Origin of the sequence: Ottowia sp., assembly GCF_016703145.1 — a bacterium.
Classification (GTDB): domain Bacteria; phylum Pseudomonadota; class Gammaproteobacteria; order Burkholderiales; family Burkholderiaceae_C; genus Ottowia.
The window spans coordinates 48,683-61,599 of the sequence record NZ_JADJCO010000002.1 but is presented as its reverse complement, the minus strand read 5'-3'; the positions used below and the strand labels follow the sequence as shown (position 1 = coordinate 61,599).

General features: G+C 70.8%; 14 protein-coding genes and 1 pseudogene. 10 read left to right on the top strand and 5 right to left on the bottom strand.

Annotated features, from left to right (window positions below; translation table 11 throughout):
- Window positions 1-12: 12 nt before the first annotated feature.
- Genes IPG65_RS00405 through IPG65_RS00395 form a run of 3 tightly spaced genes read left to right on the top strand, consistent with a single transcriptional unit; the run spans window position 13 to window position 1,766 of the window.
- Complete coding sequence (locus IPG65_RS00405) at window positions 13-699, top strand: TetR/AcrR family transcriptional regulator (RefSeq protein WP_293187309.1); 687 nt, start codon at window positions 13-15, stop codon at window positions 697-699.
- On the top strand, window positions 696-1,472 hold the full coding sequence (locus IPG65_RS00400; protein WP_293187308.1) for a hypothetical protein: 777 nt from the start codon (window positions 696-698) through the stop codon (window positions 1,470-1,472). The genes IPG65_RS00405 and IPG65_RS00400 overlap by 4 nt, the downstream gene beginning before the upstream one ends.
- A gap of 33 nt (window positions 1,473-1,505) precedes the next feature.
- The gene (locus tag IPG65_RS00395; protein ID WP_293187306.1) at window positions 1,506-1,766 is read left to right on the top strand and encodes an acyl-CoA-binding protein; all 261 of its coding nucleotides are present in this window, start codon (window positions 1,506-1,508) and stop codon (window positions 1,764-1,766) included.
- A 158-nt stretch (window positions 1,767-1,924) separates the two neighbouring features.
- Here the strand turns inward: IPG65_RS00395 and IPG65_RS00390 are convergent.
- Window positions 1,925-3,001: pseudogene (locus IPG65_RS00390) on the bottom strand (aminopeptidase); the annotation flags it as partial.
- Window positions 3,002-3,062: 61 nt separating this feature from the next.
- Between IPG65_RS00390 and IPG65_RS00385 the strand changes: the two are divergent.
- From IPG65_RS00385 to IPG65_RS00375, 3 genes are read left to right on the top strand one after another with little or no spacing between them, the layout of a single operon-like run.
- Complete coding sequence (locus tag IPG65_RS00385) at window positions 3,063-4,313, top strand: M20 aminoacylase family protein (RefSeq protein ID WP_293187305.1); 1,251 nt, start codon at window positions 3,063-3,065, stop codon at window positions 4,311-4,313.
- 7 nt (window positions 4,314-4,320) lie between these two features.
- Window positions 4,321-4,692 carry a glyoxalase superfamily protein gene (locus IPG65_RS00380; RefSeq protein ID WP_293187304.1) on the top strand — a complete coding sequence of 124 codons (372 nt, stop codon included), beginning with the start codon at window positions 4,321-4,323 and terminating at the stop codon, window positions 4,690-4,692.
- Window positions 4,689-5,783: a M14 family metallopeptidase gene (locus IPG65_RS00375; RefSeq protein WP_293187303.1), complete on the top strand. Its 1,095-nt coding sequence runs from the start codon at window positions 4,689-4,691 to the stop codon at window positions 5,781-5,783. Before IPG65_RS00380 ends, IPG65_RS00375 begins: the two co-directional genes overlap by 4 nt.
- Window positions 5,784-5,871: 88 nt before the next feature.
- Here IPG65_RS00375 and IPG65_RS00370 read toward each other — a convergent pair whose 3' ends face one another.
- Window positions 5,872-6,777: a LysR family transcriptional regulator gene (locus tag IPG65_RS00370; RefSeq protein ID WP_293187302.1), complete on the bottom strand. Its 906-nt coding sequence runs from the start codon at window positions 6,775-6,777 to the stop codon at window positions 5,872-5,874.
- A gap of 80 nt (window positions 6,778-6,857) precedes the next feature.
- Between IPG65_RS00370 and IPG65_RS00365 the strand changes: the two genes are divergently transcribed.
- Window positions 6,858-7,682: an alpha/beta hydrolase gene (locus IPG65_RS00365; protein WP_293187301.1), complete on the top strand. Its 825-nt coding sequence runs from the start codon at window positions 6,858-6,860 to the stop codon at window positions 7,680-7,682.
- A gap of 59 nt (window positions 7,683-7,741) precedes the next feature.
- Window positions 7,742-8,767 (top strand): tripartite tricarboxylate transporter substrate binding protein, encoded by a 1,026-nt coding sequence (locus tag IPG65_RS00360; RefSeq protein WP_293187299.1) that lies wholly within the window; start codon window positions 7,742-7,744, stop codon window positions 8,765-8,767.
- A gap of 33 nt (window positions 8,768-8,800) precedes the next feature.
- Here the strand turns inward: IPG65_RS00360 and IPG65_RS00355 are convergent, their stop codons facing one another.
- Window positions 8,801-9,580 (bottom strand): type III pantothenate kinase, encoded by a 780-nt coding sequence (locus IPG65_RS00355; RefSeq protein WP_293187297.1) that lies wholly within the window; start codon window positions 9,578-9,580, stop codon window positions 8,801-8,803.
- Window positions 9,581-9,696: 116 nt separating this feature from the next.
- Between IPG65_RS00355 and lysM the strand changes: the two genes are divergently transcribed.
- On the top strand, window positions 9,697-10,170 hold the full coding sequence (lysM, locus tag IPG65_RS00350; protein ID WP_293187295.1) for a peptidoglycan-binding protein LysM: 474 nt from the start codon (window positions 9,697-9,699) through the stop codon (window positions 10,168-10,170).
- 236 nt (window positions 10,171-10,406) lie between these two features.
- Here the strand turns inward: lysM and IPG65_RS00345 are convergent, their stop codons facing one another.
- Entirely contained in the window at window positions 10,407-10,937 is a 531-nt protein-coding gene (locus tag IPG65_RS00345) for a pyridoxamine 5'-phosphate oxidase family protein (RefSeq protein WP_293187293.1), read from the bottom strand.
- A 140-nt stretch (window positions 10,938-11,077) separates the two neighbouring features.
- On the opposite strand from IPG65_RS00345, the gene IPG65_RS00340 reads away from it, so the two are divergent.
- Window positions 11,078-12,529 (top strand): amidase, encoded by a 1,452-nt coding sequence (locus IPG65_RS00340; protein ID WP_293187291.1) that lies wholly within the window; start codon window positions 11,078-11,080, stop codon window positions 12,527-12,529.
- Between the two features lie 9 nt (window positions 12,530-12,538).
- Here IPG65_RS00340 and IPG65_RS19285 read toward each other — a convergent pair whose 3' ends face one another.
- Window positions 12,539-12,910 (bottom strand): rhodanese-like domain-containing protein, encoded by a 372-nt coding sequence (locus IPG65_RS19285; protein WP_366932115.1) that lies wholly within the window; start codon window positions 12,908-12,910, stop codon window positions 12,539-12,541.
- Window positions 12,911-12,917 lie beyond the last annotated feature (7 nt).

Genomic DNA, 12,917 nt, shown 5'->3' with positions numbered 1-12,917 from the left:
GAGGAGAACACCATGACCCGGAAAGCGCCCCGCCGCACCGCCGAGCGCATCCTGGTCACGTCGCTGGAGTTGTTCAACCGCTTCGGCGAGCCCAACGTCTCCACCACCATGATCTCGGCCGAGCTGAACATCAGCCCCGGCAACCTGTACTACCACTACCCGTCCAAGGACGAGCTGATCAACACGCTGTTCGGCCTGTACGAGGGCGCGCTGGTCGAGCTGCTGGCTGCCAGCGACGACGTGCGCGACGTCGAGGACGCCTGGTTCTTCCTGCACTCGCTGTTCGAGCTGATCTGGCAGTACCGCTTCCTCTACCGCGACCTCAACCACCTGCTGTCGCGCAACCGGCGGCTGGAGACGCACTTTCCCGCCTTGCTGATGCGCAAGAAGGGCGCGCTGCGCGTGGTGCTGGACAACCTGCGCGCCGAGGCCGCGCCCTCGGACGACGCCCTGGCCGGCACCGCCGGCGAGCGCGGGCACGACGCCGTGGCCGCCAACATGGTGGTGCTGCTGACCTACTGGCTCAGCTACGAATACGTGCTGAGCCCGCGCAGCGCCATGGAGCCCGAGAACGCCCAGGACGCCTTGCTGCGCGGCGCCTACCACGTGCTCGGCCTGCTGGCGCCCTACCTGGGCGACGAGCCGCGCGCCCACCTGCTGGCGCTGATCGAAGCCTACCAATCCCCCGCCACGCCATGACGACCTGGCTGCCCTGCCCCCACGCCGGCGACTACGCCTTCCTCGACGCCGACGAAGTGCGCGCCCAATGGCCGCGCCTGCACGCGCTGGACGCCGAGCCGCTGCCGCGTGGCGAGGCCGCGCTGGCGGCCTGGGCGCTGCTGCACGCCGGCCAGTTCGAGCGCGCCGAGGCCGCCGGCCTGGCCGCGGGCGTCGAGGGCCTGTCCGTCGCCAACCGCGCCGCCACCGCCCACGCCACGCTGGTCGAGCCTGGCGAGAAGGCGCGCCTGGCGCTGCTGCAGCGCGTGCACTTGCGCGGGCGCCAGCACGCCGCCCTCGCGCCGCTGCACCCCAACGCCTGGTTCTGGCAGGGCTACGCGCTGGCGCGCTACGCCCAGGGCATCCACGTGGCGCGCGCGCTGGCGCAGGGCCTGGGCACGCAGGTGCGCGCCGCGCTGGAGATGACGCTGATGCTGGCCCCCGGCCACGCGCTGGCCCATGCCGCGCTGGGCCTGTTCCACGCCGAGGTGATCGACAAGGTCGGCCCGCTGGTCGGCGCCATGACCTACGGCGCCCGGGCCGAGACGGCGCTGCACCACCTGCGCGAAGCCGGGCGGCTGGCGCCCGATTCGGCGGCGGTGATGATCGCGCGCGCGAACGCCGTGGTCATGCTGGAGGGCGAGGCGCGGCTGGCCGAGGCCGCCCGGCTGCAGGAGCAGGCGGCCGCCGTGACGGCGCGCGACGCGGTGGAGCGCCTGTGGGTGGAGCTGGCGCGCGCCAACCTGACGCTGTAGGTAACATCGCCTCTCCCCCTGAAAGTGCCCCTCATGTCCGACCTGCAGGCCCGCTTCGAGCAAGCCTATGCCGACGCCCAGGCGCGCCCCGAGCGTCCCGACAACCTGACGCTGCTCAAGCTCTACGCGGCCTACAAGCAGGCCACAGAGGGCGACAACGGGCGCGACAAGCCGCCCTTCAGCGACTTCGTGGCACGCGCCAAGTGGGACGCCTGGAAGAAGCTCGAAGGCACCGGCCGCGAGGAAGCCATGCAGAAGTTCATCGACACGGCCGAGGCAGTGCGCGCCGCCTGAGCCGCATCGGTCTCGGCGTGAATTCTTGAAAGAAATCGGGCTACAGCCCGCGCCGGTATTTCGCCTTCAGCTATTCTTTTGGAAGCGATCGATCCGGTTCGGGCCGCGCTGGCGTGGCGCGCGGGCGCCTCGCCCGCCAGCGCGTCCAGCCGCGCGCCGCGCTCGTCACCCGGCAGCCGGGCGAGGTCGCGCACGGCGGCGTGAAAGCGCGGCCAGTCGCTGCCCTCCCGCGCGAACAGCGCCTCGAAGGCCGGCACCCGCTCGTCGTAGGCCGCCTGCAGGCCGAAGCTGGCGTTGTTGGCCTGCGCCACCCAGCCGTCGAAGCCGTCGAACGGCGTGCCCGCCGCGGCCCAGCCGGCCTTGAGCGCGGCGTAGCGCTGGCGAAAGCGCTCCATCACTTCGTTTTTGATAGCTGTCAGCGCAATACCGGCAAGGGCTTCGGCCTGTTTTTTCTCATAAACCGCCGCCAGCTCGCGGCGCGTCTGCCGGGTGAGCTGGCGGAAGGCCTGGCGGCGCGCGTCGAACACGGCGTATTCGCGCCGTGCCGCCTCGCCCGCCTGCGTGGACAGCCAGCGCGCCACGCCCAGGCGCTCCACCGCCGTGGCGTAGGACTCGTTGAACATGGTGTCGCCGCCGACGTACACGCGCTGGTGCGTCAGCTCGTGGAAGATCAGGCGCGCCAACTCGCCCTCCGGGTAGCGGATGAAGGTGGACAGCAGCGGGTCGCCCCCGGCCCAGTTCAGCCAGCCCAGGGTGGAATAGGCCGGCACGCCGTAGACCATCACCTCCAGCCCCTCGCCGGACCGCAGCTCGGCCGCCAGCGCACGAGCGTCGGCCTCGTCGTAGTAGCCGCGGTAGCCGACGCAGCCGACGACGGCGAAGCACCAGCGCTTGAGCGCCAGCCCATCGGGCGGCGCGGCGGCCACGTTCCACACCGCCGCGCGGCGCCCGAGGTCGCTGTAGCGGTGGTAGCTGGGGTTGTCGGGCAGCGCCAGCTCGGCGGTGGCGAAGGCGCGGATGCGGCGCGCCAGCGCCAGGCGGGCCTTCAGGTCTGCCGGGGTGACCGGGTCGGCCAGCAGTTCGTCAATGGGCCGCGCGGCGGCCATCAGCGCCAGGTGGCCGCGCACCGACTGCGCGTAGTAGCCGGCGGAGCCGCAGCCGGCCAGCAACGCCGAGGCCAGCGCGAGTGGCACGGCGAGGCGCCGGATCACTCCTGAATTCAGAGCACTGGTCATCGGCATCATGGATATGGGAAACCCCTTCCCGCCATTCTGCCGGGCGTACTAGACTTTCGCCATGAACCTCATCGAACCCATCCTGGCGCAGGCTGCGGCCATCACCGAATTGCGGCGAGACCTTCACGCGCACCCCGAGTTGCGCTTCGAGGAGGTGCGCACCGCCGACCTGGTGGCGGCCCGGCTGGCCGAATGGGGCATCCCCATCCACCGCGGCATGGGCACCACGGGCGTGGTGGGCATCGTGCACGGGCGCGACGGCGGCCAGAACGGGCGGGCCATCGGCCTGCGCGCCGACATGGACGCGCTGCCGATGACCGAGTTCAACACCTTCGCGCACGCCAGCCGGCACCCCGGCAAAATGCACGCCTGCGGCCACGACGGCCACACCGCCATGCTGCTGGCCGCCGCGCTGCACCTGTCGAGGCAGCGCGACTTCGACGGCACCGTCTACCTGATCTTCCAGCCCGCCGAGGAAGGCGGCGGCGGCGCGCGCGAGATGATCAAGGACGGCCTGTTCCGGCAGTTCCCCATGGAAGCGGTGTTCGGCATGCACAACTGGCCCGGCATGGCGGTGGGCCGGATGGCCGTCTCCAGCGGGCCGGTCATGGGCTCCAGCAACGAGTTCAGGATCGTCGTCACCGGCAAGGGCGGCCACGCCGCGATGCCCCACATGGGCACCGACCCGGTGCCCATCGCCTGCCAGATCGTGCAGGGCTTCCAGACCATCCTGACGCGCAACAAGAAGCCCATCGACGCCGGCGTCATCTCGGTCACCATGATCCACGCCGGCGAGGCCACCAACGTCATCCCCGATGCGTGCGAGATCCAGGGCACGGTGCGCACCTTCACCTTCGAGACGCTGGACCTGATCGAGCAGCGCATGCGCGAGATCGCCGAGGGCGTCAGCGCCGCCTTCGGCGCGCGCTGCGACTTCCAGTTCAAGCGCAACTACCCGCCCACCATCAACACGCCCTACGAGGCCGGGTTCGCGCGCGAGGTCATGGCCGGCATCGTCGGCCCCGAGAACGCCATCGCGCAGGAACCCACCATGGGCGCCGAGGACTTCTCCTTCATGCTGCTGGAAAAGCCCGGCGCCTACTGCTTCATCGCCAACGGCGACGGCGCCCACCGCGCCGGCTACGCGGGCGGCGGCCACGACGCCGGCCCCTGCACCCTGCACAACCCGCACTACGACTTCAACGACGACCTGATCCCCCTGGGCGCCACCTACTGGGTGCGTCTGGCCGAGGCCTGGCTGGCCCACACGCCGCCGGCGGACCGGCCGATGCCTGCTGGCGCACGCACCTGAGCCGCGCATGCCCTTGCAGGCCGCCACGCCCATCCTGCGCATCTTCGACGAAGCCAAGGCGCGCGAGTTTTACCTCGACTTCCTGGGCTTCCGGCTCGACTGGCAGCACCGCTTCGACGATCACGCGCCGCTTTACATGCAGGTGTCGAAAGACGCTTGCGTGCTGCACCTTTCAGAGCACCATGGCGACTGCTGCCCCGGGGCGGCGCTGCGCATCGCCACCGGCGACGTGGCCGCCTACCAGCAGCGCCTGGCGGCGGCGAACTACCGCCATGCCCGCCCCGGCCTGGAAGAAGCGCCCTGGGGATCGATGGAAATGAGGGTGACGGACCCCTTCGGCAACCGCCTCACCTTCTTCTCCGAGAAAGGCACCCCGTGATCCCCATCCCCTCCGCCTTCTCCCCCAGCTACGCCAAGGCGCGCGTCAAGTTCCTGGAGGGCGCGGCCACGCTGGGCGCGCGCATCGAGTCGTTCAACCACCCCCTGCCCGGCCGCGACGGCGAGCAACTGGCGCTGGACGTGGCGCTGGTGGGCGACGCCGCGAGCGAGCGCCTGCTGATCATCAGCAGCGGCTGCCACGGCGTGGAGGGCTTCTGCGGCAGCGGGGTGCAGGTGTTCGCCCTGCACGACGCCGACTGGCACGGCAAGGCGCGCGCGGCGGGCGTGGCGGTGCTGTACCTGCACGCGCTCAACCCCTGGGGCTTCTCGCACCTGCGTCGCGTGACGCACGAGAACGTGGACCTGAACCGCAACTTCGTCGACTTCGCCCGGCCGATGCCCGTCAACGCGGCCTACCGCCGCGTGCACCCGCTGCTGCTGCCGGCCGACTGGCCGCCCGACGAAGTCAACCGCGCGGCCATCGGGGCCCTCATCGCCACCGACGGCGTGGCAGCCTGGCGGGCGGCCATCTCGGGCGGGCAATGGGAGTTCGCCGACGGCCTGTTCTTCGGCGGCCACGCGCCCACCTGGAGCCACCAGGCCGTGCGGCAGGCGCTGGCCCGATACGCCGGCCGCGCGCGCCGCTTGGCCTGGATCGACCTGCACACCGGCCTGGGCCCCAGCGGCGTGGGCGAGCGCATCCACGCCGGCCGCGACGACGCCACCGCCCTGGCGCGGGCGCGCCGCTGGTGGGGAGCGCGGGTGACGTCGATCCAAGACGGCTCCTCCACCAGCGCCCCGCTGACGGGCTTGATGTGGGAAGCCATCGAAGACGCCGCGCCGCGCGCCGAAACCACCGGCATCGCGCTGGAATACGGCACCGAGCCCCTCGCCGAGGTGCTGGACGCCCTGCGCGGCGACCACTGGCTGGCGCTGCACCCGCAGGCGCCGGCCGCGTTGGCGGTGCAGATCAAGGCACGGCTGCTGCGCGCCTTCCACACCGACACCGACGGCTGGAAGGGCCAGGTCGTCAGCCAGGCGCGGCAAGCGATGTTCCAGGCGGTGGAGGGCTTGGGCGACTGCGGCGCCTGACGTCAGCTTCAAGCCAAATCAGGCTGAAGCCGGCGCAGAATAAACGCTTATAGCTATTAATTTAGAAGCATTCGGTCCACGGCATCTGTCATGCATGCCCCCGCGAAGCCTGCGCATGCGCAAGCAAGCGCTCCCGCATGGCCTGCGCCGCCGGGCTGAGTGATCGTCCGGCCAGCCGGACGATCCCCAGCCTGCGCTGGCGCCGGGGCCCCGCCAGCGGCACGAACGCCAGGCGCTCGGCCAGCATCGCAGGCACGCCCAGGCGCGCCAGCACGGTCACGCCCACATTGGCATCCAGCAGTGCCAGCAGGGTCAACATGGTGCTGACGTGCATCACCGGCGCCTGCAGCCAGCGCGCCTCGTCAGGCCAGGCGGCCAACTGGTGGTGGGCCGTGGTGCTCAGGAGCGGCAGCCCCCGCAGTTCATGCCAACGCAACCGCCGCCGCCGGGCCAGCGGATGGCTGCGGCTGCACACCAGGCCGAAGGCGTCGTCGATCAGCGGATCGAACAGGAGCTGCGGCGTTCCCGACACCAGGCTGCCCACGCCGAAGTCCACCTCCTCCTCCAGCACCATGCGCTCCACGTTGCGCGAGTTGTCATCAAGCAGGCGCACGGCCACGCCCGGGTAGTCGCGCTGATAGTCGCGCACCAACCGCGGCAGCCAGTTGCCGGCCAGGGCCGCGATGGACGCCACGGTCAGCGTTCCCCGATCCTTGCGCACGAAGGCCAGCGCCGTGCTGGCCGAGCGGTCGTGGTGCAGCACCAACTCGCGCAGATAGGGCAGGCACTGGCGGCCCAGCGGCGTCAGCACCGAGCGCCGGCTGGGCTCCAGCAGCGCGCCGCCCAGGCGCTCCTCCAGCGCCTGGACGGACTTGCTGATCGCCGGCTGCGTGCGAAACGCCTTTTCCGCCGCCGCATGAAAGCCTCCGTGCTCGGCCACCAGCAGGAAATGGCGCACCTGGGCAATGGGCAGATCAGGCAGATCGGATGGCATGGCAGCAGATTCCTTTTGCTTATTGAACGATAAAAATTATTCCCTATGTCCATCAGCCGTGCCTGCCTACGATGGGCGCCATGCCACAGCCCCGCGCCACCGACGCCGACTCGCCAGCCTTGCCGCCCGCACCGCTGCATGCCATCGACTGGGCGGCCCTGCGCGGCCCGCTGCTGGTGGCTCTGCCCGGCGCCGGTTGCACGCCCGCCGTGCTGGGCGGCCTGCGGGCCCCCGGCTGGACGGTGCAGCCGGTGGACTGGGCCGAGCCGCCGCTCTGCCCGCACTCCTGCGACCCGCGCCAGGTGGCGCGGCGCCTGGCGGACAGCCTGCGCCAGCGCGCCCAGGACGGCCACGCCGGTCCGGTTGTGCTGCTGGGCTACTCCGTGGGCGGCGTGCTGGCCATGTTGACCGCGTTGCAGCCTGGTCTGCCCGTGGCCGGCCTGGTGGTGGGCAACACCGGCGCGCACAGTGCCCGCCATGGCGACCCCGCCTTCGCGCAGCGCGTGCGCGAGGCCTGGGCCCCGCCCGCCCAGCACGATTTCCTGCGAGCCTGCTTTGCCCAAATGCCACCCTCGGCGCTGTGGCGGCAGCTGTGCGACTACCTGGCCAGCCTGCCGCCGTCCGCGCTGCTGCAAAGCATCGAGGGCTTGCGCGCCCTGGATCTGCGCCCCGATCTGCCGTCGCTGCACTGCCCCGTGCTGGTGCTGCACGGCGAGCAGGACCGCCGCCGCGGCGTGGCCGACGCCATTGAGCTGGCCGCCTGCCTGCCCATGGCCCGGCTGCAACTGCTGCCTGGTGGTCACACGCCCATGGTGGACTGCCTGCCGCGGTACCTGCGGGCGCTGCACCCCTTTTTGGCTGGACTGCACCCGCCCCGCACCGATGCCGGGGCGCGGCCCGCCTGACGCGCTGCTTTCCTGCCCCTTCGAATCAGAGACCCGCCACGTTTTCACGGAGACAAACCATGCCCCGCACCGACCTTCACGACACCGCCTTCGCCCCCGTCGCCCCGGGCCGCCGCAGCCTGCTGCGTGGCCTGGCCAGCCTGCCGCTGGCCGCGCTGGCCCTGCCCCACGCACGCGCGGCGGACGCCGCGTGGCCCGCCGCACGGTCCATCACCATCATCGTGCCGTCGGCGGCCGGTGGCGCCGCGGACTTCATGGCCCGCACCTTCGCCAACCATGTGCCGCGCACCCTGCCCCAAGCCACCGTGGTGGTGGACAACCGGCCCGGCGCCGCCGGCATCCTGGGCGCCATGGCCGCCAAGGAGGCCGCGGCCGATGGCTATACCTTCCTGATCACCAGCAACTCCACGCATGCGGCCAACGTCAGCCTGTACCGCAAGCTGCGCTACGACCCGCTCAAGGACTTCGTGCAGGTCGGCATGTTCGGCCGCTTCAGCTCCGTGCTGCTGGTGCGCTCCGATGCCCCGTACAAAACCCTGGGCGAGCTGGTGGCGGCGGCACGCGCCAAGCCGGGCATGCTGAACTACGGCTACTACAGCTCGTCCTCGCAGGTGCCGGCGGAGCTGCTGCGCGTCTACGCCAAGCTGCGGTTCCAGGGCGTGTCGTACAAATCGGTCACGCACATCCTGACCGATCTGATGGGCGGGCAATTGGACTTCGTCTTCATCGACACCCTCTCCGCCGCGCCCATGCTGAAGAACGACCGGCTGCGCCCCATTGCCGTCACCAGTCCCAAGCCGCTGCCGTCGCTGGCCCATGTGCCGGCCGCCAACGCGATCGTGCCCGGCCTGGAGCTGCAGGGCTGGTTTGGCCTGGCCACGGCCGCCGGCACCCCGCCCGCGGCGGTGGAAGGCATGGGCCGCGCGCTGCAGCAGGCCATGGCCGACCCCGAGGTGCAGCAGGCCTACGCCGGACGCGGCCTTGAAAACCAGTGGCGCTCCGGCCCCGATATGCAGCGGTTCATCCAGGAAGACATCCGCCGCTGGGCCCAATGGGTGGATGTGGCGGGCATCGAGCGCATGTAGCCCCGCGGCCAGCAGACGCAGCCGGGGGTTGCTTCAATACCTGCTGATGAGCATCTCGCGCTCCTCGGCGATGAGCAGCAGGCCGTCGAAGATGAGGTTTTCGACCAACTCGAACGAGCGCGTCATCGACGGCAGCATCTTCCAGCCGGCGCCGCCCGTCATCAGGCACATGGGCTCGGCGCCGCAGTGGCGCGTCAGGTGCTGGGCCATGCGCTCGCAGGCACCGGCGATGGCGAAGGTGCCACCCGAAGTGAGCGCGTCGCTGGTGTTGGTCGGGAACTCGCACACCTCGCCCGTGGGCACGTGCAGGCCGGCGGTGCCCGATTCGAGCGCGCGCAGCATGACGCCGTGGCCGGGCAGGATCAGCCCGCCCAGAAAGCGCCCATGCTGGTCGATGGCCTCCACCGTCACCGCCGTGCCCACCATCACCAGCAGCAGCGGCCGCGGCGGCCCGTGCCGCAGCATGTGGTGGTGCGCGCCGATCATGGCGACCCAGCGGTCGGCGCCCAGGCGCGCGGGGTAGTCGTAGCCGTTGGTGAGCCCGGCCTCGGCCTCGGAGGCGACGACCCAGCGCGGCTCGACGTTCCACAGCTCCATCTGCTCCTGCACACGGTACTTGACGGCCTGGCCGGCCACGATGCAGCCCAGCATGCGGTCGGGCTCGGGCAGCTTGGCCCAGGCGCCCTCGGCCAGGCGATCGAGCTGCTCCAGGAATTCAACCCCGTGCGCCAGCACCTGCGCATCGGCCGCGGGGCGGTCGTACAGGGTCCATTTCAGTCGCGTATTGCCGACGTCGATCGCCAATAAATTCATGGCTTCGCAATATAAGCGGTTTTGTCCTACGGTCAGGAACGCGATGTCACCTGCGGTGGCCGGGATGACGGGGTACAGTGGCGGCTTCCTTCAACCACACCCGAGGAGAGCCCAGCATGGGATTGTTCAGTTTCATCAAGGAAGCCGGTGAAAAGCTGTTCGGCGGCAAGGAGGCCGCGGCGGTCCCCGGCGCCGACGTGGCCGACCTGAACGCCAAGGCCGGCGACGCCATCAGGACCTACATCGAGCAGCAGAACCTGGGCCTGTCGGGCCTGGGCGTGGCGTTCGACGGCGGCTCCGGCACCGTCACGCTGAGCGGCAACGCCCCCAGCCAGGAAGCAGCCGAGAAGGCGGGCCTGGCCGCCGGCAACGTGGCCAGCGTGAGCAACGTGGACAACAACCTGCAGTACCCGGCCGGCACCGCGTCGCAGTACCACGACGTGGTGCGGGGGGACACGCTGAGCGCCATCGCCAAGAAGTACTACGGCGACGCCAACAAGTACCCGGTGATCTTCGAGGCCAACAAGCCGATGCTGAGCCACCCCGACAAAATCTACCCGGGCCAGAAGCTGCGCATCCCGGCACTCTGATAAAGATAGCTACCGGCGCAATCCCTACGCGGGCCAGGGCCGGATTCAATGCATAAAGGCACCCTCGGGTGCCTTTATTGCTTCATGCTGGCTCCAGCGATCCACAGGCACTGAATGATGGACGACCTGCGCATCGGCGCGGCAGGATGGAGCGCCCCGAACGCGGCCGCCGAGCCCTTCCCCGATGAACGAAGCCACCTGGCGCGCTACAGCCAGGTTCTGAGCTGCGCCGAGATCTACGGAAGCCGCGGCGCCAGGTCACCGCTCACGCCACCGTCGTCCACGCTGGCGCCGGTGAAGGCGGCGAAGCTCATCTTGGCGAACGCCACGATCTTCCCGTCCCTGGTTTCCCAATAGTGGCCATCGGCGGGCACGACCTGGATGATGGACACGCGCGGGTCTTCCTTACCCTTGAACCAGGCCTTGGCAAACTCGGTCCAGTATCTGTCGATCGTGGCGGGGTCGGTGTGAATGCTGGCGCGGCCTGAAACCGCCAGATAAGCCATCTTCCCCTCGTTCTGGCACGTCAGAACCACACGGGGATCTCGGGCGATGTCGCGATTCTTCTCGCTCTCGGTGGAGCTCAGAAACCAGAAGGTGCCGTCCTCGTCGACTTCCTGGATGGACATCGGGCGCGTGTCCCCGGGAAAGCTGTCCAGGCCCGTCTGGAACATGCAGGTCCGGGTGTCTTTCGCGATCTCGCGAATCTTCTGGCCGGCCTCGGCGCCCGAGAGATCCTGCCGAGGCTGATGATCGATGTCCGCCATGATGGCTCCTTTCTTTGGCTGGACTTCCATTGGAGCGGCGGACGCATCCCGAGGCCGTAGGAGACGGCCCCGAGCCAGTCCAAGGAAAGCGCCCGTCTCCGATGCCGGCCCGGGCCGGGCATGGCGTAGAGTGTGGCGCCATGCCCGCCGCCACCCTGCCCGACGACCCCACCGCGCTGGACGCCAGCGCCCTGTCCGCCGCCCTGCACGCCCGCCAGGTGTCGTGCCGCGAGGTGATGGGCGCCTACCTCGCGCGCATCCACCGCCTCAACCCGCGCTGCAACGCGCTGGTCTCGCTGCGGCCCGACGACGCGCTGCTGGCCGAGGCCGACGCCCGCGATGCCGAGCTGGCGCGCGGCGCCTCGCGCGGCTGGATGCACGGCCTGCCGCAGGCCATCAAGGACCTGTCCAACGTCGCCGGGCTGCCCACCACGCTGGGCTCGCCGCTGATGCGCGGCTTCGTCGCCAAGGAGGACGGCCTGATGGCCTCGCGCCTGAAGGCGGCCGGCTGCATCGTCATCGGCAAGAGCAACACGCCCGAGTTCGGCCTGGGCTCGCACACCTTCAACGAGGTGTTCGGCGCCACGCTGAACGCCTACGACCCCGCCCGCTCGGCCGGCGGCAGCAGCGGCGGCGGCGCGGCCGCGCTGGCGCTGCGCCTGCTGCCGGTGGCCGACGGCTCCGACTTCATGGGCAGCCTGCGCAACCCCGCGGCCTGGGCCAACTGCTTTGGCTTTCGCCCCAGCCAGGGCCGCGTGCCGATGGCGCCGGTGCAGGACGTGTGGATCAGCCAGCTCAGCACCGAAGGCCCCATGGGCCGCAGCGTGCGCGACGTGGCGCGGCTGCTCGCCACGCAGGCGGGCCGGTCGGAAAACGCTCCTCTTTCAATAGCTGAAAGCATCGATCCGGCGCTGGCCAGCACCCCGTTGGCCCCCAAGAACCTGCGCATCGGCTGGCTCGGCGACCTGGACGGCCACCTGCCCATGGAAGCCGGCATCCTGGACGCCTGCGCGCACGGACTGGGCCGGCTGGAGGCCCTGGGCTGCGCCGTCGAGCCCACCCTGCTGGGCATGCCGCCCGAGCAGGTGTGGGACGCGTGGCTGGTCTGGCGCCGCATGCTGGTGGCCCCCCGCATCGCACCCTTCCTGCTGAAGGAAGGCAACCGCGCGCTCATCAAGCCCGAGGCGCTGTGGGAGCACGACCAAGCCCGGCACACCAGCGGCGCCGAGTTCATGAGCGCCAGCGTGGCGCGCACCGGCTTCTACCGGCAGATGCTGCGCCTGTTCGAGCGCCACGACGTGCTGGCCCTGCCGACGGCCCAGGTCTGGCCCTTCGACGCCCGCGAGCGCTGGCCCAGAGAGGTTGCCGGCCGCGCCATGGACACCTACCACCGCTGGATGGAGGTGGTGATCTACGCCACCTTCGCCGGCCTGCCCTGCATCAGCGTGCCCGTGGGCTTCGACCACCGGGGCCTGCCCATGGGCCTGCAGTTGATCGGCAAGCCGCGGGCCGACCAGCAGGTGCTGCAACTGGCCGCCGCCTACGAGCAGGCCATCGGCGACTGGCTGGCGGTGCGGCCCAGCGAGGCCTGACGGCCCCCTTCAGCCCTGCCGCCACGGCAGGCCGGCGTGCCGCCAGCCGTTCTTGCGCCCGCGCTGGGCCTGCTCGTCCGGGTCGCCCTCGAAGCCGCCCAGCACGTTGTAGGCGGCCAAGCCCAGCGCCGTCGCGCGCCGGGCGGCGGCGATGGAGCGCACGCCGCTGCGGCACAGCATCATCAGCGGGCGGCCGTCCCGCGCGGCGGTCTGGACGGCGGCGTCAAAGCCGGGGTTCAGCGCCATGCCGGGCCACTGCTTCCAGGCCGCGGTCTCGGCGCCGGGGACGAAGCCGACCCATTCGCGCTCGGCGTCGGTGCGCACGTCCACCAGCACCGCCTGGCCGGCCTGCATCCAGTCGTGCGCGGTCCGCGGGGTGATGTCGCCG